This window comes from Butyrivibrio sp. VCD2006, assembly GCF_000423925.1.
Taxonomy (GTDB): domain Bacteria; phylum Bacillota; class Clostridia; order Lachnospirales; family Lachnospiraceae; genus Butyrivibrio.
The window spans coordinates 42,089-62,991 of the sequence record NZ_AUIX01000037.1 but is presented as its reverse complement, the minus strand read 5'-3'; the positions used below and the strand labels follow the sequence as shown (position 1 = coordinate 62,991).

The 20,903-nt window shown below is 43.3% G+C and carries 15 protein-coding genes; 1 reads left to right on the top strand and 14 read right to left on the bottom strand.

Annotated elements, in window-relative coordinates:
* Positions 1-53: 53 nt before the first annotated feature.
* The 12 genes from G586_RS0113220 to G586_RS0113165 form a co-directional block, all read right to left on the bottom strand.
* A complete protein-coding gene (locus G586_RS0113220; RefSeq protein ID WP_026528141.1) occupies positions 54-1,535 on the bottom strand; it encodes a UxaA family hydrolase in 1,482 nt (493 codons plus the stop codon).
* Entirely contained in the window at positions 1,528-3,012 is a 1,485-nt protein-coding gene (locus G586_RS0113215) for a tagaturonate reductase (RefSeq protein ID WP_026528140.1), read from the bottom strand. The genes G586_RS0113220 and G586_RS0113215 overlap by 8 nt, the downstream gene beginning before the upstream one ends.
* 19 nt (positions 3,013-3,031) lie before the next feature.
* A complete protein-coding gene (gene uxaC / locus G586_RS0113210) occupies positions 3,032-4,465 on the bottom strand; it encodes a glucuronate isomerase (protein WP_026528139.1) in 1,434 nt (477 codons plus the stop codon).
* Positions 4,466-4,571: 106 nt separating this feature from the next.
* Complete coding sequence (locus G586_RS0113205) at positions 4,572-5,414, bottom strand: sugar phosphate isomerase/epimerase family protein (RefSeq protein ID WP_026528138.1); 843 nt, start codon at positions 5,412-5,414, stop codon at positions 4,572-4,574.
* A 3-nt stretch (positions 5,415-5,417) separates the two neighbouring features.
* A complete protein-coding gene (locus G586_RS0113200; protein WP_026528137.1) occupies positions 5,418-6,392 on the bottom strand; it encodes a pectinesterase family protein in 975 nt (324 codons plus the stop codon).
* Between the two features lie 15 nt (positions 6,393-6,407).
* The gene (locus G586_RS0113195; protein WP_026528136.1) at positions 6,408-7,985 is read right to left on the bottom strand and encodes a glycoside hydrolase family 28 protein; all 1,578 of its coding nucleotides are present in this window, start codon (positions 7,983-7,985) and stop codon (positions 6,408-6,410) included.
* A complete protein-coding gene (locus G586_RS0113190; RefSeq protein WP_026528135.1) occupies positions 7,975-9,144 on the bottom strand; it encodes a glycoside hydrolase family 88/105 protein in 1,170 nt (389 codons plus the stop codon). The genes G586_RS0113195 and G586_RS0113190 overlap by 11 nt, the downstream gene beginning before the upstream one ends.
* Entirely contained in the window at positions 9,141-10,922 is a 1,782-nt protein-coding gene (locus G586_RS0113185) for an ABC transporter ATP-binding protein (protein ID WP_035773306.1), read from the bottom strand. Before G586_RS0113185 ends, G586_RS0113190 begins: the two co-directional genes overlap by 4 nt.
* Positions 10,912-11,667, bottom strand: a complete 756-nt coding sequence (locus G586_RS0113180) for a rhamnogalacturonan acetylesterase (protein ID WP_026528133.1) — start codon at positions 11,665-11,667, stop codon at positions 10,912-10,914. Before G586_RS0113180 ends, G586_RS0113185 begins: the two co-directional genes overlap by 11 nt.
* Positions 11,668-11,738: 71 nt before the next feature.
* Positions 11,739-12,605 (bottom strand): carbohydrate ABC transporter permease, encoded by an 867-nt coding sequence (locus G586_RS0113175; RefSeq protein ID WP_026528132.1) that lies wholly within the window; start codon positions 12,603-12,605, stop codon positions 11,739-11,741.
* Positions 12,606-12,616: 11 nt separating this feature from the next.
* A complete protein-coding gene (locus G586_RS0113170; protein ID WP_026528131.1) occupies positions 12,617-13,567 on the bottom strand; it encodes an ABC transporter permease in 951 nt (316 codons plus the stop codon).
* Between the two features lie 182 nt (positions 13,568-13,749).
* Positions 13,750-15,450: a hypothetical protein gene (locus G586_RS0113165; protein ID WP_026528130.1), complete on the bottom strand. Its 1,701-nt coding sequence runs from the start codon at positions 15,448-15,450 to the stop codon at positions 13,750-13,752.
* 177 nt (positions 15,451-15,627) lie between these two features.
* Between G586_RS0113165 and G586_RS0113160 the strand changes: the two genes are divergently transcribed.
* Positions 15,628-16,551 carry a helix-turn-helix domain-containing protein gene (locus G586_RS0113160; protein ID WP_026528129.1) on the top strand — a complete coding sequence of 308 codons (924 nt, stop codon included), beginning with the start codon at positions 15,628-15,630 and terminating at the stop codon, positions 16,549-16,551.
* Positions 16,552-17,334: 783 nt separating this feature from the next.
* On the opposite strand, the gene G586_RS26180 is transcribed toward G586_RS0113160, so the two are convergent.
* Positions 17,335-19,335 carry a lysozyme inhibitor LprI family protein gene (locus tag G586_RS26180; RefSeq protein WP_196811606.1) on the bottom strand — a complete coding sequence of 667 codons (2,001 nt, stop codon included), beginning with the start codon at positions 19,333-19,335 and terminating at the stop codon, positions 17,335-17,337.
* Between the two features lie 111 nt (positions 19,336-19,446).
* Positions 19,447-20,808, bottom strand: coding sequence for an MATE family efflux transporter (locus tag G586_RS0113145; protein WP_026528127.1), 1,362 nt, complete (start codon positions 20,806-20,808; stop codon positions 19,447-19,449).
* Between the last annotated feature and the right edge of the window lie 95 nt (positions 20,809-20,903).

Here is a 20,903-nt window from a genome sequence, read left to right as displayed (position 1 = left end):
AAAACTTTTCATATTTAATCTGTCCCAGACAGCCATCACACAGTTCTCAAGCCTTACAGCGTAACGCCGTCTTTAAAAATCGAAATCTCGCGGTATCCGAACTCTTCCTGTCTGGTCTTCTTTCCACTTGCAACTTCAAGTACCAGATCAAGCAGTCTGTCTCCTGCTTCATCAAGGGTTTCCTTACCCTCTGCAACAGTACCTGTGTTAAAATCGATCCATTTTCCCTTCTTCTCATAGAGGGGTGTGTTGGTCGATATCTTCACAGTGGGAGCCGGTGCACCAAAGGGTGTTCCCCTTCCTGTAGTGAACAGGATCATATGCGCTCCTGCTGCAGTAAGATCCGTAGCGGATACCATATCATTTCCGGGTCCTGACAGGAGAGAAAGTCCCTTCATTCTTACAGGCTCCGCGTATCCAAGAACGTCAGTAACTACAGCACTTCCTCCCTTTTGGACGCAGCCGCAGGACTTGTCCTCAAGAGTTGTGATTCCGCCCTCTTTATTACCGGGACTTGGATTCTCATATATCACCTGACCATGATCAACGAAATACTTTTTGAACTTGTCGACCATGTCCACAGCTTTATAGAAGGTGACGCTATCCTTGCAACGATTAAACAGAATAGACTCTGCACCGAACATCTCCGGAACCTCGGTCAAAACCGTGGAGCCTCCCATGGAGATGAGTTTATCTGAAAATCTTCCAACCGTGGGATTAGCAGTTATTCCTGAAAGTCCATCGGATCCTCCGCACTTCATTCCAACGATAAGCTCCGAAGCATCTATCTCCTCGCGCTCCGCCTGTCCTGCATATTCGGCAAGCTCTTCAAGAAGCTTTCTTCCTTCCTCGATCTCGTTATCAACATCCTGACAGGTCATGAACTTAACACGTCTGCCATTCCACTCCTGAAGCTCCTCCTTGAACTGATCCGGAGTCAGATTCTCGCAGCCAAGTGATAAAACAAGCACTCCGCCTGCATTGGGATGACGAACAAGTGAAGCAAGAACTCTCTTAGTCGTATCGTGATCATCTCCCATCTGTGAGCATCCAAAAGGATGTGTATATGCGTAGAGGCCATCAACCGTTCCCTTAACAAGATCCTGGTTTTCCTTTACAAGTCTCTCCGCAATGGAATTCACGCATCCAACAGTAGGGATGATCCATATCTCATTTCTGATTCCGACCTTTCCCTTCGCTCTTCTAAAGCCCATGAAAGTTCTGCTTTCAACCTGCGGAAGGTCCTGAATCTGTGGTCTGTATTCAAATTTTGTATTCTCGGACAATGCGGTTCTGACATTATGGGTATGAACAAAACTGCCTGCCTTAATGTCCTCTGTAGCAATTCCAATCCTGTTTCCATACTTGATCACTGCTGATCCTTCAGGTATGTCCACAAGTGCAACCTTATGGCCCTGGCCGATCTTTTCGCATGTCTTGACCTTAAGCTCATCGGATCCGGCAATCTCTCCGGCAGGAATGTCGCAGAGTGCTACCGCTACATTATCCAAGGGGTGTATCCTTATACTATTCACCCTGAACCTCCTTCATGGCTTCATACATGCCTTTTTCTCTGATAAGTAAAAGATCTTCTGTAACCTTATCTTCAAAACCAGTGAGGTCCTTAAGTGCGCTTCCCCACATCTTTTCGTTTTCAATAACAGTTTTTGCAAGAGTTTTTGCATCAGCATCCTTTAATGATAAAAACTCATCAAGAACCCACTCATCATCCTTAATAAGGAATTCCTTATCACCTCTTTTTGCAACAAGAGCGCCGTCACGCTTCTCAAATCCCTGGTGATAGAACTCAAGGAATGCTGCAAATGAGAAGGTAAGTACCTTCGGGAGCTCCTTTTTCTGCTCAAAGTACTCAAGTACTGTAGGCATTACTCTTGCCTTCCACTTGGAGCATGAATTAAGAGAAATGCTAAGAAGCTCGTGGTCAATGAACGGATTTGCAAATCTGTCCGAAACTGCTGCTGCAAAATCCTCGAGATCCTTTTTCTCAAGTCCCTTAAGAACGGGTATTATCTCTGAATACAGAGCCTTATTCATGTATCCCTTTATCACTTCATCCTTCATGCAGTCTCTTACAATATCCTGTCCTGCAAGAAATGCACCCATGATCATGGAAGTATGTGCGCCGTTAAGGATTCTGACCTTGCGCTTTTTATAGGGATCAACATTATCTACAACAATGATGGGAAGCTCTGCCTTTTTAGCAGGGAACTCATCCTCTATGGAAGCAGGTCCCTCGATTACCCATGCACCGAAAACTTCTGCTGTATCGATGAGATTATCCTTGTATCCAAGCTCCTCACAGATGGACTCAGCCTCTGCTCTCGGATATCCGGGAACAATTCTGTCAACAAGAGTTGAGCAGAACACATTCTCATTTTCAACGAAGCTAAGGAACTCATCTGAAAGTTCCCACTGCTCAATATACTTTTTCACACACTTAAGAAGCTCGTCACCGTTTCTGTCTATGAGCTCGCAGGAGAGAATGATGAAGCCCGGAAGCTTATTCTGAAATCTCTCATATAAAAGCTGAGTGAGTTTTCCCGGAAAACTGGATGCCGGCTTATCATCAAGCTTACAAGCGGGATCATATGCGATACCTGCCTCGGTTGTGTTGCTGACTATAAATCTTATGTCAGGATTCTTTACACATTCGATGAACTTATCGTATTCCTTATATGGATTAAGGCATCTGGAAACGCTTGAGATCACTCTCTTTTTATTAACCTTCTGTCCATTCTCCTGTCCCCTTAAGAACAGTGTGTAAAGTCCCTCCTGATCGTTTATCATATCGGAAAGTCCCTGCTCAATAGGCTGGCAGAGAACTACCTTTCCGTTAAAATCTGCCTTCTCATTCATGACGTCGATGAAATAATCGACAAATGCACGAAGGAAATTGCCTTCCCCAAACTGCAATACCTTCTCAGGTGCATCCTTTAGAAGAAAACCGTCATAGCCGCTTTCTTCAAGTAATTTGTAACTTAGCTTTTCCATTTTAAAACTACCCCCAAAATCAGATTCCAAAATACCTTTTAGCGTTATAGTATGAAATACCCTCTACAATTTCTCTCAATGCATCCTCATCATACGGATATTCCCCATTCTCTACCCATTCACCGATGAGATTGCACATTATTCTTCTGAAATAATCATGTCTTGTGTATGACAAGAATGATCTTGAATCTGTGAGCATACCGATGAAGTTGCCAAGAAGTCCAAGATTAGCAAGTGACTTCATCTGCTCTTCCATTCCGGATTTTGAATCGTTAAACCACCATGCAGGACCATGCTGGATCTTACCCGGAACCTCAGATGACTGGAAGCATCCAAGGATCGTTCCAATCTGCTCATTATCAGCAGGATTGAGTGAAAAGATTATAGTCTTAGGAAGCTCCCCTGTCTTATCAAGCTCAGACATAAGCTCTGCAATACTTCCTCCGCAGGAATTATTGGCAATCATGTCAAAACCTGTATCGGGACCTTCGAGCTTAAACATCCTCTCGTTCACATTTCTAAGGCAGGAATAGTGAAGCTCCATTGCAATTCCGTGCTTGTGATAAGTTTTTCCAAGTGCAATAAGAAGTGCTGTCTGGTAGCCTTCTGCCTCTTCGAGAGTAACCTTCTCTCCGCTCATGGCCTTCTTAAATGCAGCATCGCATTCTTCCATTGAGAGCTTTCTGAAAGGTATGTAATCAAGCCCATGATCGGATGCCACACAGCCGTGTGCTGCAAAATATTCAACTCTGTTTACGAGTGCATCGATAACATCCTGAGTAGAATCAAGCGAAGCTTTTCCTACAACTGCAGCAAGTTTTTCAATATACTCCTTAAAGCCTGCCTTAGTTATATTGATCGCTTTATCAGGTCTGAAAGAAGGCTTAACCATGAAGTCTATGCTGTCATCTGCCGCAATCTTCTCATGCCAGATAAGAGAATCGATCGGGTCATCGGTTGTCCCGACATAAGCTACGTTGCTCTGTCTAATAAGACCTCTGACTGTAAGATTCGGATCGTTTCTTAGCATATCGTTGCACTTATTCCAGATCTCCTCAGCATTGTGAACGGTAAGCGGCCCTTCTATTCCGAAGTATTTTTTGAGCTCTAAGTTACACCAGTGATACATGGGATTGCCGATTGCCTTGGAAAGTGTAGCTGCGAAGGCCTTGAATCTTCCAAGCTCATCATCACGTCCTGTGACCTTTTCCTCCGGTACTCCATTGGATCTCATGAGTCTCCATTTATAGTGATCTCCGAAAAATGTACCGTCAGGCTGTTTTCCTCCAAACCATACATCTCCAAGATTCTCAAATCTCTTATCCTCATATATTTCCTGGGGTGAAATGTGGCAATGATAATCGATTATCGGAAGCTCCTCCGCATAATCGTGAAACAGATGTTTCGCCGTGTCAGACTGTAAAACAAAATTCTTTCCTAAAAACTTCTTCATACTGCAAGCTCCTTATTTATTGCCTATATCTATACTAATTCTTTGCGATGTTTTTTTATATAGATTTGGCGCTTTAAACCAACTATTACAACAAGTGTGACAACATTTACAATGTAATTCTGTCATACAGATTTTGAACGAATTCCCTTGTCCTTACTGCATTTTCAGGCTTTGTGTTTTCAAGCGTGCACTGTACAAAAGGCTTATGCTCTTTAATCCTTCTAAGCAGCAGCTCATAGTTCAGTGAACCCATTCCGGCAGGTATGGATTTAAGCTCATCCCCTTCGATTTCAAAGTCCTTCATGTGTACCACCGCTATGTCATTTGCAAGCAGCTCGAAGGTCTTCTCTATGATCTCATCCTGCTTATCCACATTCCCCGGATAAAGCATGTTCACCGGATCAAAGATTATCTGCAGGTTTGGACTTCCTATCTCATCCAGTACATATCTCGCCTGCTCCGGCCCATATACTATGTGCTTCCACACCGGCTCTATGGCAATTATCTGTCCAAACTGCTCTGCCGCTTTCACTACCGGTTTCAGATTATTTATGAAAAGATCAAGCGCTGCCTTTTCATGATTTGCCGGTTCATACTTGTACTCTGCATTCACGGCTCCTGTCTCTGTCCCCACAACAGAACATCCAAGTATTGAAGCGAACCTTAAGTGAGCCACATACTTCTCTGTTATCTCAGAGAGCTTCACCGGATCCGGATGCGCCAGATTTAAATAATTTCCGAGCACTGCTATATCCACATGATTCTCAGCGCAAAGATTTTTAATATACATCGCAAGTCCCGGAGTCATCGTGGCAATGTCCACATTGAATTCCTTTATGGACTTTGCAAGTGCTATATGCATACACGTAAAGCCCTGCTTATGAATATTCGGAATCAGCTCATGTAGAGGTGCATATGCTACGTCATGCGCTCTAATCCCTATCTGCATTCTCTAAATCTCCTTTAACTCATTCACCAGCTTATCTGCCAGTTTACTTATCGCTGATGCCTCTTCATCGGAAAGCGCTCTTACCCACTTATTTCTTTTGCTGATGTCCAATAAATTCCCATAGGTATCACATGGATTATATTCAGCAAAGAAGGCTTCGCTTTCCTCGCACTCAGCTTCCTTCCATTCGCTAAACCTCAGCGAATTTACGGATTTATCGTATACGCAGTTTAAAAATGCTGCTTTTCCAGTCGGCCTCCAGGGTCTTCCAAGAAAAACCGTTCCCTCCATGGCATCGCCTTCGCCTAAGATCTCACAGTTTCTAAAAACAAATCCAAGGTCTCCTAAGTTTTCAGAGGGTGCGGTAATATATCCGTTAATCTCTTTTTTCCTGTCTATGACGATGATCCTGCAATCGTCAAAAACCGCATCTGCACCGCCAAAAATGAAATCAACATCTCCGCTTATGGTGCAGTTTTTATAGTACTGTCTCGTATTCCTGCGAGGAGACAGCATCCTTGGTCCAAAGAATCCGCCGGGGATTCTTTCTTCCTTTGGAAGAGGTGCAAGAAAAAGCGTATCCTGCCTTGACCTTAGTCTTACGTTTTTCATCACCACTTCATCTGCATCCGCGTACACAGCAAGGGACTGACCTGCGTCATCTCCGCTTCCTGCGACATTTTCAATTGTCATATCCGATACTTCAATGTGCTCTCCTCCAAGAAAAACCGTCTGGCTTCTGAAGGTCCCGCACTTTGTACCGTCATCTAAGACCTTATAAGCGCCGTCATCAAAGCTGATAACGGTCTTATCCATCCCCTGCCCCTTAAGGCAGAGATTACTTTTTTCTATAAAAAGCTTCTCGCGGTACACACCTTCCATGATCAGTATTGTTGCCTTCTCTTTGTAGGGCACGGCACAAACCGCCTCTCCTATGGTGTGATAATCTCCGCTTTCTCCGACTGTTATCGTGAGCATTTTACTTACGCTCCATCACGTGAATTTCAGATTTACGATATCGTAAATGCCTGTATCTTCGATGTCAGCCTTGGTGTCAGCTGAACCCTTTATCGAAACATCCCTTATTACAAGGCTTCTTACATTCCTGACAAAAATGCCTTTGCCACTCATTTTTTCAAGGCCATCCATCATTACAGGAACTTCAGGAGTTCTGTCCTTTACAGGTTTAAACTCTGCCTTGATATTTTCAAAAATTATCTCCGCAACCTTGGATTCCGGAAGACCGTAAACCGCAAGGAGGCTAACGTCCACATCTTTGCATTCGATGTTCCTCGCTCTGATGGATCTGATAGAAGGAGTCATCTCGTTTACTTCCATCTCTTCCTTACTCTGGCAATATTCGCTGTGTCCGTCAGGATCGCAGAAGTAAAACATGTTTACTGTGAAAGGCATCCTTACGCCTCTCATTGAAATGTGCTCAAAAAGAATGTTTTTAACCACCGACTTTGTGCCTCTGCCACGTCTTGTCTTTATGCGAAGTCCTCTGTCAGTTGAATCAAAAATGCATCTGCTGACCTTCACATCACTGACGCCGCCCGAGCACTCACTTCCCACAGTCACACTTCCATGACCGCGATTAAGTCTGCAGTTTCTTACGACAACTCCCGATGTAGGCTTGTAGTGATTTTGCGCCATGTAATATTTTCCTGACTTGATTGCTATACAATCATCTCCCACGGAAATATTCACGCCTATGATATTTACATCAGTGCAGCTCTCGGGATCTATTCCGTCTGTATTCGGAGAGTCATCCGGATTCAAAATCTTCACTCCCAGAATTTTTATTCCATCGGAATAGTACGGATGAATCGCCCACGCCGGCGAGTTTACAGCAGTTATTCCCTGAAGCGTGATATTCTTACAGCCCTTCAAAAATACCAGGTTAGGTCTCCATGCTATCCTTTTCTTCTTGGGATCAACCCACCAGTCGCTGTTTCCGGCATTTCCATCTATCATGCCTCTTCCGAAGATGCTTACGTTCTCTACTTCAATTCCTGTGATAAGTGAAGCAAAACATGACAAAGGATTTCCTTCCCAGGTTCCAAGATTGTACTCTGACTTCTCATCAGTTGACAGCGTCATTCCGGATAATATCGGGTAGTGTGTCCTGTCGGGATCTCCCACAAGCACGGCCCCATCATCAAGCCAGATTCTCATATTACTTTTTAGGAAAACCGGACCTGTCAGGTATGTTCCCCGTCTGAAATATACTGTCCCATTAACCGGACAGGAACTAATTGCCGCCTGAATTGCAGCAGTATCATTTTTTATTCCATCGCCTGCTGCCCCGAAATCCTTTACATCAAAAAGTACGGATTCCGGCTTGGTCACTACCTTGTCCGAGGAATCAAAATTGTCGGCATCGATAAGCTTTATCTCGTATTCCTTGTCAGGCAAAAGTCCGTCAACACAGATGACATTTTGCTTTGAAGAGCCAAACTTTTCTCCGTTCACAAAAATGTGAACCTCTTCCTTCATTTCAAAAGCATCTGCATTCTGAAGTTCAATTGTTATGTTCCTTGGTTGAACATCAATGATCTTAAATTCCACTTAATACTCCTTTTTTCTCGAGGCCCAATAGCTCGGTGTATGCCATAAGTAGTGGCGCCGTTCCCTTAGCGTCATTCTCGACTACAGGTTCCCCAAAATAATATTCAAGCGAACCATCTCTGTGCTGTGCTCCTCCTAAACCTGCAACCAGGCATATTCCACCGAGCCTCGGAAGCCCCTCTTCATTCTTGGAGAGATATTTATCTGTAATTCCGTAAAAGATATCTTCAGCAACTTTTGCAAATCTTTCAGGAAGGAATTTTAATCTCACTCCCTTTAGAAGTGCGTAGGCAACCAGTGCAGAACCGGAGGTTTCAAGGTAGTTGCCTTCCTCCTTACCTTTATTGATAACCTGATAAAACATCTTCGAATCACTATCCATGTATTTCAAAATACTGTCAGCAAGCTCTTTTAGGGTGTTCTGAAGAGTTCTGTACTCGTAGTAGGTCTCTTCGCCCATGGCTTCAGCCGTATCAACAAGTGCCGCCATATACCAGCCCGTTGCCCTCAACCAGAAATTGGGGCTACAGCCAGTTGTCTTATCTGCCCAGTACATTTCTCTCGACTCATCGTATCCGTGATAGTAAAGTCCTGTTTCCCCATCTCTCATCAGTCTCTTAACATTCTCAAACTGCTTGAAGGAATCAAGACATCCGTTTCTCTTGCAATATCTCTTTTCATATTCCATGTAAAAAGGCTGTGCCATGTAAAGTCCATCAAGCCAGACCTGGTTCGGATAAATCTTCTTGTGCCAGAAGTTTCCTTCCTTTGTTCTTGGCATTGTCTCAAGCTGGCTCCTTACAGTGTCCATTGCCTTTCTGTATTTCTCTTTTCCTGTGAGATCATAGAGTGCAAAAAGGTTGCAGGCCGGTCTCACATTATCAAGATTGTATTCAAATACATCATAGGTCTTAATTGTTCCATCCTCATTTACATAGTAGGAAACAAAGCTGTCAGCAAAATCCAGATACTTCTTCTCACCTGTGAGCTCATGAAGCCTTAAAAGTGCTGTGATCATGCATCCATCGATGTAATTCCATTTATTTTCTTTTCCGCTTCTGACCTTCTCAATATTCCACATCGGGCGCTCGGCATCTGAGTTATCCATCAGATACTGCACATATTCTGTCAGAAGTTTTCTGGTTTCTTCCTTAGTCATGCAAAGCTTTCCTCCATATAATAGAAATAGCCCTTGTTTCCGATCAGTTCCTCGTAGGAACCCTGCTCCACAACCCGGCCGTTATTAAGAACTATTATCCTGTCGGCTTTTCTTACTGTCGCAAGCTTATGTGCAACAATAAAGGTTGTTCTCTCATTCGACATGCTATCAAGAGCACTTGAAACCTCCCTCTCTGATATTGCATCAAGTGCGGAAGTTGCCTCATCAAGAATGATCACCTTCGGATTTCTTATGAGTGCTCTTGCGATTGAAATTCTCTGCTTCTGTCCGCCTGATAGTCTGTCTCCATGCTCCCCGACTTTTGTATCCACTCCGTCAGGAAGCTTTTCAATAACTCCTAAAAGTCCTGATTCCTTCAATACTCTTTCAAATACTTCCTCCGAAACATTGTCTGTTCCATAGAGGATGTTATCCCTTACGCTTCCCGAAAACAGCGCTGTATTCTGGGGAACAACCGCCAGGAATCTTCTATAGCTTCTTAGGTCTATCTCATCCAAAGGTTTATCATCCACTAATATCCTGCCCTCAGTCGGCATCATGAAGCCTATAATCATGTTAAGGATTGTGGACTTGCCGCCTCCGGATTCCCCGACAAACGCTATGGTCTGTCCCTCTTTTACTTCAAAATCAAGATTATCTACAGCATTCTTCTCGTTTCCGGGATATGAATACTTAACATGCTCGAATCTGTAGCGGCCCTTAAGGTCGTCCAGCTTCTGCTTACCTTCGTTGTCCTCAACATCCTCCACGGATAAGATCTCGCCTACGCTGTTTACCGACTCAAGACCCTTGGAAATCGTAGGCAGAAGGTTTAGCATGCTTGTAACCTGTCCCACTATTGTTGTGAAATAGCTCTGATACAGAACCACATCACCGGTGGGAATCTTTTTATTAAGTGCAAGAAAAGCAGTAAATGTCAGACACAATACCTGGAACAGTTGGAAAAACGCCCAACTGACCGCTCCAAAATTGGTCTGCACCATATCAAGCTGATAGCCCTCAGCGGCTATCTGATACATCTGCTCGTCCATCCTGCTGATTTCATTTCCCTCAAGAGCATGTGCTCTCGTGACAGGAATCAGCTCTATCATCTCGGAGACCTTAGCGGAAGTGGATTCAACCTCCTTCCTGAATCTCCTGTTGTGTTCTTTTATCGGCTTTTTAAAAATATAAACAAGTACAGCTGCCAGCGGCACCATCAAAAGAAAAAACACAAATACCACTCTGCTTCTGGACACCGTTACAACAAGTGCTACCGCAACGTTGATAATGATGTTCATAAAGTTCACGAAAATCTGATCCGACAGAGTCTCTATAGCCTCTACATCTCTTATGATCTTCGACTGTATTCTTCCCGATTGTATGTCCTTTTCAGATAGAATGGACATGGTCTGCACCTTATGAACAAGTGCGCTCCTAAGTCCCGCCTCAACTTTTCTCACTGCAGATGCTCTAAAGTGCATATGCAGGTAATTTATCGGAACATTTAATATCAAAAGAAACGCCACAATGCTAACATTCAGGATTATAAGTCCTGCCGCGTCCGTAACTCCCTGCGTGACATAATTTATGATGTTCGCTGTCACGATGGGCATTATCCACACAGGAGAATGCTTTATTGCGTAGAACAAAACCGCGAGCAGGAAGTTGTGATAAAACCCTTTATAAAATGAAATCAGTGCTACAAGTGGTCTGTCCTTATGTTTCAGATAAAGTTCTTCAAATCTGTTTCGATCAATTTCGCTTTTAATATTCATCAGCTACACCTTCATCCAAAAGGTTGCTCTCATAAACAGTATCAAGTTCTTTTAAAACTTCCTCATCCACCAGGGATGCGAAGGGTTCTCCAACCTTGATCAGTTCCCTTGCCACAAGCTCTCCGAACTTTATCGCACCTTCATATTTAAGATGCGTATCATCGGTTGAAAGCCCCTGTGGAAGCCAGGAAACCTCTCCCGGCCTGATATACATAAAGTATTTTTTTGTTGCCTCGTCGCCTTCTTTTTCAAGTAGTTCTCTACTCATCTTGAACAGATCAACTATCGGAACATCGTATTTCTCAGCAGCCTTGAAATATGCTCTTACATATGGCAAATGCTGAGACTCCTCAAGATGTATGCGATCCTTCGCGAATTTTCTTCTCTCAAGAGGTGTGATGAAAAGCGGAATCGCTCCCTTTTTCCTTGCCACTTCAGCATATTTTCCAAGATTCTCAATGAATTCTCCATCCGGGTCGGTATACCTGTCAGGATCCGATTTTTTCTCATCATTGTGACCAAACTGAATGAAAAGGTAGTTCCCTTCGGATATCTCTTTTTCTATCAGATCAAGTCTTCCCTGATCTATAAAGCTCTTGGTGCTCCTTCCGTTTATCGCGTGATCGTAGATGACAACATCCGACTTGGTATATCTGTCAAATGCCTGCGCGATGCCGGTCTGCGGATATTTGTGAGCCTTATTGCATGTATTTGTAGAATCTCCTGCCCAAAAAATAGTTCTCATTTTTCCTCCGGATACGAAGTGTTAAAAACGCCGAAGCTCTTTTTAATGGAGCCCCGGCATTTGATGTTTCCTTACTCCTTGACAGCTCCGATATTTACGCCCTTTACAAAATACTTTTGCAGGAAAGGATAGAGCACCATGAAAGGTAATATCGCGCAAACAATAGCTGCATAATAAAGTGTGTTTTGCGAAACGTTATATGAAGTTGTAGGAGTATCTCCATCCATGACCATAACTCTCAGTATGTACTGGAAGTTAACCTGATCACGATTTGTGATGTAGATCTGTACTGTTGAATAATCATTCCATACAGTAACCGCAAACATAAGACCGATGGATGCAAGAGCTGCCTTTGAAAGGGGCAGAACTATCTTGAAGAAGATTCCCATAGGAGTACATCCGTCAATTTTTGCTGCTTCAAAAAGTGAGCCCGGAATTCCTTCAAAGAAGTTTCTCATAAGTACCAGGTTGTAGACATTCATTCCGTGCTTTACGACAAGAATCCACATGCTGTTTACAAGATGAAGCTTCTTCATTACCAGATATTCAGGGATAAGTCCGCCCTGGAAGATCATGGTGAACAGAAGGAAATATGCCAGAATATCTCTTCCGGGAAGATCGTACTGTGCAAGTACATATCCGCCGAGAGTTGAAAGTACAAGTCCTAAAAGTGTTCCACAAATTGTTGTTATAACTGAATTCATGAAAGGCCTGTACAGTTTTGCAGTGTGAATGATGGTTCTGTATCCATCCAGTGTAGGCTGGGTGGGCCAGGGAAGGAATTTGTACACACCTACCGCGTTGAATGAATCAACAACAACCTTCCAAATAGGGATAATTATAATAAGTCCAATACATATAAATACAAGATAATTGATCACATCGAAGAGGCCGGTTTTTCTCTTGCGACCAACCGCATATTCTTTTGCCTTTGCCATTGTGTACCTCCTCAGATGATTCCGCGTCCGCGGATTTTCTTACTTGCCCTGTTACAAACTACTACTAAGAAGCACCCTACCAGGGACTTGAACAAACCTACGGCAGTTGTATATCCGTAATTGGGTATAGCTGTCAGGAATGTCTTTCTGTAAATGTAGGTGGATATTACGTCCGAAACCGTAAATACTCTGTTGTTGTACATTACAAATACTGACTCAAAAAGGTTAAGAACCTTTGCAAGGTTGAGGATCAGTACAATGATGATAGTGTTTGCAAGCTCAGGTAATGTAACGAACCATATCTTCTGAAGTCTTGTAGCACCATCGATGTCCGCTGCTTCATACAGCTCGGGGTTGATACCTGCCAGAGTAGCCAGGAAGATAATTGTTCCCCATCCGGTTTCCTTCCATATATTTACTATGTAGTAAACCGTTCTCCACAGCTTCGTATCATGCATGAAATCAATACTCTCTGTGATCCATCCCCAGCTTTTCAGGGTCTCATTGATGAAACCTGTTGATGATGTGGACAAAAACAGTGTGAATACAGCAGCTGCAACAGTCCATGACATAAAGTGCGGAAGATAAATAACAGTCTGCAGCACCTTTTTAGCAAAAAGATTGGCCATCTCATTGATAAATACTGAGACAATAACTGCAGTAAATGTTGTTATCAGGAGCTTCGATATCGAAAGCACCAATGTATTAGTAAAGGCTGCCCAGAATTCCGGATCTGAGAACATTTTTTCAAAATGTTTAAAGCCAACAAATTCAATTTTCTTAAGTGTGTAATCGTAAAATGAATACCTGATGCCTAGCATCGGCCAATAAGATATGATCAACACGTAGATGAAAATCGGAAGAAACATGAGGTAAAAGCCTCTGTTATTCCATATTCGTGTTTTTAAAGGTTTCTTTTTTATAACCTGCCCAGTCGATGTAACTTTTTGTGTCTTACCCATTTAATACCGCCTCGTCAACAAAAACTTTTGTGTCTTACCAGTAAACACTAAATATACCTGTGCTTTTCCCTAAATCGTCAGATATATTTACATGTCTACTTATAGTATGTATGGGCACCCTTAAGGGATGCCCATACAATTCAGAAAAACATATTTTTTATGGTAGCATGGTAGCAAAAATGTTATTCAGCTGCGTTGAGCTCATCAAGAATGCTTGCGATTGTGTCGCCCCACTTGCTCTGATACTCAGCGATAGCGTCCTCAGGTGTCTTCTGACCTGCAACAACCTCGTTTACAAGTGTTGTCTTATCTGTAGCAAGATCAGCCTCGATCTCTGTGAGTGTCTCTGTAGATGCAACTGCAGGAGCATCTACACAGTTCTCTGTGAAGAACTTGTTGCCTTCGTCTACAAGAGGATCTGAATCAGCATATCCATTTGTAAGAGGTGCGATAACAAGTACGGGATCGATGAGGTTCTTCTTCCATACAGAGTTAGGATCGTTGGGAGCCTGCATAAGGTGGAACTCACCATCAGCGTACTCATAATCCTTCTTCTTTTCAGGATCATCAGGGTTAGTTGTGAAGGACTCAGCCTTTGTTGACCAGTGAACGTCCTCAGCACCGTATGTCCAGAGTGTCTGAACCTTGTCGCCATCAAGCATTGTCTCAAGGAGTGTATCGAAGATAGCCTGCTCACGTGAGTTGTCGCCGTCGCCATCATCTGTGATTACCCATACAGGAGCCTCACGGTTGAGGTAGCCACCCCATGTATCCTTGATCTCCTTGATCGGAGGAAGCTCTACAAGTCTGTCATCGCCAAGATCTGTGTCAACTTCGTTCTTGTCAAGGTTGTCTGTAAGTGTTCTGAGCCATGTTCCTGCCCAGTATGTGAATACACCTTCTGATGTAGCCTGGTCATTTGAGAACCACTTCTCACGAGCTGTCTTTGTGGAAGCTTCCTCTGTATCCTTATCGATAACGCCATCTGCATAACCCTGTGCAAGTCTTACAAGTGCATCGATTGTATCCTGCTCCTGGAATCCGTCAATCCACTTACCATCCTTCTCATAGATAGCCGGATATGCGCCCTGCCAGAACTCAGGCATGTAGTTTGTATAAGGTGCTTCATCTAACTTTGCAAATCCTGCTGCGATAACGCCGGTCTTACCATCCTTTGTAAAGGCCTTAAGCATGTTGTAGTAGTCATCGAAAGTCTTGATGCTGTCAGCAGTGATTCCTGCTTCGTCGAGCCATGACTGCTTTACATAGGTTACACATCCGTTACCATATGTAGGAGCAAATCCGTACTGCTCACCGTTTGAAAGCTTTAAGTTCTCATTGATGAGAGGAAGTGTGATTCTTGACTGGAACTCTGCATTGTTGAATGCATCCGCCATGTTCCAGAGAATTCCTGTTGTCTGATACTGCTTGAGCATTGTTGCGCTCATGATCAGAGCATCGGGATACTGTCCGTCACCGGGTGTTCCTGTTGTAAGAAGCTGTGCTACGTTATCCTTGTAGCCTGAGTGCTCAGGCTGGTTGATGTGAAGCTTAACTTCATGTCCAAGCTTCTCAGCAATAGCTGCTTCCCACTGCTCTACGAAAGCGTCCTGTCCGTTGTCGACATTTGCTGTAAGTGTTCCGTCTACTGTAATGTAGAGATCCTCAAGCTGGTAATCTGATGTAGCCTCAGCTGTCTCTTCTGCAGCCTCTGCTGTCTCCTCTGTTGTCTCAGCTGTCTCTTCTGTTGTAGCAGCTGTCTGTGTTGTTTCTGCTGTATCAGGTGATGCTGTTGTATCTGATTTCTTATCAGCTCCCCCACAAGCTGAAAGAGATACAACCATTGTTGTTGAAAGCAGAATGGAAAGTAATTTCTTTTTCATATGTTCCTCCTATACCCTTCCTTCTTTTGTTACAGGTGTTCAATAACCTGTCGATGTAGTGTATTATATCTGATGATTCTGCACAAAAAAATTCATAACTTGTTTATAATCTTGCAAATCTTGCTATAAAAGAAACTTTTTGCAGTTTTTGCGGTTTTGTAATAAAATGGGAACACTATGAAAAAGAATTTAACAACCCAATACGACGATCGACAATATATGGAGTCGCTCGACTTTGAGCTGTACTACTACCATGATACGAAGCCATCTCCGCGAACCGGCCTCCACACTCATAAATACTATGAGTTCTATTTTTTCCTTGAGGGCCATGCGGAAGCTCAGGTTCAGCACGAGCACTATATGCTGAAATACGGTGATATACTTATTGTTCCGCCATCAGTTACACACGGCATATTTGTTCGGGACTTCGACATACCTTACAGACGTTTTGATCTGTGGATAAGCAAGGCCGCCTTTGATTCACTTAGGCACCAGGGTGATGAATTTGGATATGCAGTAAACATGGCTATTAAGGAGTCACGCCATGTTATCCACACGGACAGAATCACCTTCAATTCAGTTCTATCCAAGCTTTTTTACATAATTGAGGAGCATAAGAGTGCAAGATTTGGCAGGGACTGGCAGCTTAAGCTGAGTGTTTCCGACCTTATCCTTACCGTGAACAGGCTTGCATTTGAGCAATTCAATGACAGAAAGATTACACAGGATGTGCTCTATCAAAACATCTGCGATTACATCGAGAGAAATATCGACGAGGACCTATCTCTAGACAGCATTGCAAATCACTTTTTCCTAAGTAAGTTCTATATTTCCCATGTTTTCAAAGATAATATAGGTATATCGCTCCACAAATATGTTATGAAAAAGAGACTACAGCTCTGCCGTGATGCAATCCTAAGCGGTGAGTCCATGTCTCAGGCCTGCAACAATTACGGCTTCGACGATTATTCTAATTTCTACAGAGCATTTAAGAAGGAATTTGGAATATCCCCGAGAGACCTGGCTAAATCAGCAAAGCTCAACATTACTGACGCCGGGGTTTCCAGTGCCGAGAAAGTGGCGGACAAAGACGAGTCCTGAGTGGGGGTATAAGTCTGGCGAGGGCTGAGGATTGTTGTGAATTTTAGGCATGGCGTTGGTTGATGGCTATAATGATTTTTTTGCATGCGTTGGCTGATGGCTATAATGAATTTTTTTGCATGCGTTGGCTGATGGCTATAATGAATTTTTTTGCATGCGTTGGCTGATGGCTAGTATAAGAGTTTTCAGTAAAATGTGCGGCCGCAATTACTTTTTGAAGGTAATTGCGGCCGCTTTTTTATCCTGCTTTATACTTTTGGGAAGTTTTTCTGCTTCTTCCCGCGGCCGCATCTGTTCTTTTTCTCCTCTTGCGGCCGCGGTTTTTATCTTGTTTTATGCTCTTTGGAAGCTTTTCCTACTTCTTCCCGCGGCCGCATCTGCTCTTTTTCTCCTCTTGCGGCCGCGGTTTTCGATTTTCTTATTAGATTTTGTATGATCTACTTGCCTTTTCCACTTTTCTTTGCCTTTAAGAAGTAATTTTGCATATTATATGCCCCTTATGTATAGTCAAGACTACTTGCCTTTCTCAACATTTTCACCCCTCGTATAGTAATGTCAGCCATTATGCACAGCCAAACCTACTTACCTTTCTAAATATTTTGCCCTTCGACTAGTAATATCAGCCTTATGCCCCTAAGCGAAACTAACATGCAGGCCCGCGGTCCGAAATCAAATAACACCGGTGCTGGGCAATGCTCGGCGCCGGTGCAATTTATACGAAATAATCATTAAACTATTAAAAACTCTTATTTTTCAAATTCCATGCAAAAAGCGTAACACTTCTTAGTATGCTGTCACTACATCATCCATAGCATCCAGCGAATTTCCATATGCCATCTGTACGCTTCCTTCCATATTGAACCTCAGCATGTAATAGGCATCAAAGCTGGGGAAAACCTTATGAAAGGTAATCGTAGAATCTGTGTAGCTCATAACATCGAGATCTGAAATAGTGTCGCCCATAGTTACCCAGACAGTCCAGGTGCTTCCTTCCGGCGCATAGTCACAAGTCGATGACTTCTCAACTCCAATACAGGAGCCGCGTTCATTAAATACCCACTGACCTTCAAACTTCTGAAATACCTCATCAAGACTTAAATCAACATCAGCATAGCTTTCTTCAACCTCTGAAGGAATCTTGAAGCTCTCTCCCTTTGCTGCAGCAAGCTCAGATGCAAGATAATATACGCGCTTTCTTGTATATCTGCAGGCTGTTCCATTCTCAAGCTGCGGTTGAAGCGTGCCGCCTAAAGCTTCCTCTCCTGCTGCCTTGACGCCTGCTTCCTTCCGCTTGATCCATGCACGCTGATCTGCAAGGAGCTGCGCCTTCTTCTCAGGAGTTACCGCTTCAACCAACCTGCTCCAAATAGAATTAAGCTCATCATCCCACAGGGTGTACATCTCATAAGTCGTTATATTTGCTGGCTGCTGTGGCATACTTGCCCAGTCAAGATTTTCATATTCCTGATACTTAGCCTCAACTTCGGCGATTTCTTTCTGTATAGAACCTTCACTGGCAATAGTCACGTTATCTCCTGTAGCAGAAGTACCATTACCTTTTGATTCCGCATCTCCTGCATTAGAAGAAGCATTAGCCTTTGATTCAGAATCCCCTGCATTAGATGTACCACCTTCAGCATCTTTATTTTCTCCTGCACCGGAACCACTGCTATCCCCGCCATTTTCAGGGATAAGTGTAAACTCCAATGACTCACCGTCCGCGATTGCATCGGTAACACCTATGGCCTTAAGCTGATCATCCTTTACCTTATTGAACTCATCCATGGATACGAAATTGTATTCCTTGAAGCAATCGATGACATCCTTATACTTGCTGTCTGTATAAAGGTTCGGAACATCCATAGCCTCATAGGTATCACTATCAGTAACCTCATAGGTATAGTACTCAGGTCCGGGATCATTATCCGCTTCATACTCATGAAGACGAAGTGAATAAACACTTATATTTCCATCCAATGCCGACAAATCATATTCATCATGTTCCTTAAAATAGGCAAAAGACTCTAAATCATACTCAAGCTCTTCATAGTAACCAAAGTGATATTTTCCATCAGGATCTATGTATGCTCTATCCCATCCGTGATTTGAAGCTCCGTTACTTCCATCCCCGCATATAAATCCATACTCGTTGATTGCAGTATAGCTTCTGTCCCATGTTGTGAAGGCATAGACCACCTGCAGTTTTTCATTTAGCTCCTTGATGATCATAGTCAGCTCACTCCCGGCTCCGACAAATGATCCGCCAATACGAAGTGCCAGCTCACTCTTCCCATCAGCTCCGCAGTCAAGATATGAATACTCAGCAAATGAGACCGAACCATCTTCGTACTCATCAGGAAAATTCTCATCAAGAGTTTGCTTCAGCTCTTCTACTGTATACTCCCTATTAGAAGGAATCTGCATTATTATCTCATCGACATAGGAAGGATACTCAGCATCCTTAAATACATTATTCATGTAATAATCAAAGCTGATTCCGGCACGGCCAGCGATAAACTCTTCATATAATTTGTTTGAAGAATCATCGCCCTGCCCTGCTACGCCATCAGCATTCTGCGCATTTTCTCCGGTATCCTCTAATTCATCTAATTCTGCTTCAGCCTCGACATTTTCAGCTTTATTTGTATCATCATTTGCTGTTTCTGAATCCTTCTCTTCAAAAATGCCTTCTTTAGGGACTTTATCTGCCTGCGTTTTAGAACCACATCCTATAGCGATTACTGAAATTCCTATAGCCAATAGTAACGTCTTATATTTTTTCACTTTAACACCCTCCAACCACATACCGGCATGAATACTTACCTCCTGCAAAACTTTAAAACACAACAACATTCCATTCGCTTTCATATACACGTATATTTTTATTCTACAACTTTACTGCCGTTTTGTATTCCACAGTGAAAGTCTTACAAGGAAAAGCGTACCTCTCACGCAAAGCTCTGTGCACATGGCAATCCATGCTCCCTTGAGGCCATACCTTGCTCCAAGAAAATAGGCAAGCGGTATTCTCACCACCCACACACTAAGGAGATTTAATACACTTGAAAGAAGCGTCTCTCCGGCACCTCTGAAAACACCGGCAGCTACAATTGATGCTCCATACAAGGGCTCGGCGAATGCCTCTATCCTGAGTATCTGAGTTCCAAGTCTCCTTATTTCCTCATCAGGTGAAAGGATTCCTATCATATACGGTGCAAAGACCCACATAAGAGCTCCGCTTATTCCCATGATAAGCATTCCGAGAGTTACCGCCATCCATCCAAGTCTTTTTCCAAGGTCTTTTCGTCTGGCTCCGATGCACTGTCCAACTATCGTTGTCGCAGCTACACCTATACCAAATCCTGGCATATAGCAGAGACTCTCAGCTGTTATGGAAAATGAGTTTGCAGCGACGGAAACGGTTCCGAAGGGTGAAACTATCCTCGTAAAAGCCACATAGGCAAAGCCCATGATTATGTTATCTATCGCTACAGGGACTGCTATCTTAAGTGCTGTTGGAAGCTCATTGGATGCAAACCTTTTCATTCCAACCGGATTCTTCTCATTCCTTCCTATAAGGCTAAGCACAGGAGACTTAACAAGCAGTATATACATCATCGCTGCAGCAATGATCACAAATGAAAATGCCGTACCAAGGGCTGCACCCATAACACCGTATCTTGGAATAAGGAGTGCATTAAAGAAAACATCGAGGGCGCACATGATCACGTTCAGTATACTTGGCACCCTGATATTTCCACTGGACTGAATCATTCCCTGTGATGCAAAAAGCATCTCTCTTGCCGGAATTGAAAGCGCATATATAAGGAAATATGCTGATGCATCCTTTCTTATAGCTGCTTCTCCGCCCATCCATATTGGAAGCTTCGGACTTACCAAGACTCCTGCTGCCATGATGACTAAGCTAAATAGAAAACAGCAAACAAGCCCCCACTTAACAATCACTCTGGCGCCTTCCCCATCCTTTGCTCCAATCCTGTGTGCCACACACACGGAAAAGCCCATGGCTGCAGCGGTAATTATGCCTCCGATAAGCCATGTTGTACTCGACACAAGTCCAATCGAAGCAGATGCGTTTGCACCTAGATGCCCAACCATAGATGCGTCAATGTACTGCATTATTATTGATGAAATCTGCGCAAGTATCGCAGGAAAACTTAGTTTCAATATAAGAAGAACTTCTTGTTTTTTAGTTAATTTCTGGCCATTTCTTATGGCTGCTAACGGATCACTCATTATTCACTCCCGGGAAAAATTGTACAGTGAATTATAACACAGCAATTTACTATTTCCATAACAATATAAAAGCGGAGGACCTAATCCTCCGCGTC

Coding starts and splice junctions, on each gene's coding strand:
- G586_RS0113170 (WP_026528131.1), bottom strand. CDS start 13,567: ATGGGTAAGACACAAAAAGTTACATCGACTGGGCAGGTTATAAAAAAG.
- G586_RS0113180 (WP_026528133.1), bottom strand. CDS start 11,667: ATGAGAACTATTTTTTGGGCAGGAGATTCTACAAATACATGCAATAAG.
- G586_RS0113160 (WP_026528129.1), top strand. CDS start 15,628: ATGAAAAAGAATTTAACAACCCAATACGACGATCGACAATATATGGAG.
- G586_RS0113190 (WP_026528135.1), bottom strand. CDS start 9,144: ATGACTAAGGAAGAAACCAGAAAACTTCTGACAGAATATGTGCAGTAT.
- G586_RS0113145 (WP_026528127.1), bottom strand. CDS start 20,808: ATGAGTGATCCGTTAGCAGCCATAAGAAATGGCCAGAAATTAACTAAA.
- G586_RS0113205 (WP_026528138.1), bottom strand. CDS start 5,414: ATGCAGATAGGGATTAGAGCGCATGACGTAGCATATGCACCTCTACAT.
- G586_RS0113175 (WP_026528132.1), bottom strand. CDS start 12,605: ATGGCAAAGGCAAAAGAATATGCGGTTGGTCGCAAGAGAAAAACCGGC.
- G586_RS0113165 (WP_026528130.1), bottom strand. CDS start 15,450: ATGAAAAAGAAATTACTTTCCATTCTGCTTTCAACAACAATGGTTGTA.
- uxaC (WP_026528139.1), bottom strand. CDS start 4,465: ATGAAGAAGTTTTTAGGAAAGAATTTTGTTTTACAGTCTGACACGGCG.
- G586_RS0113215 (WP_026528140.1), bottom strand. CDS start 3,012: ATGGAAAAGCTAAGTTACAAATTACTTGAAGAAAGCGGCTATGACGGT.
- G586_RS0113185 (WP_035773306.1), bottom strand. CDS start 10,922: ATGAATATTAAAAGCGAAATTGATCGAAACAGATTTGAAGAACTTTAT.
- G586_RS0113200 (WP_026528137.1), bottom strand. CDS start 6,392: ATGCTCACGATAACAGTCGGAGAAAGCGGAGATTATCACACCATAGGA.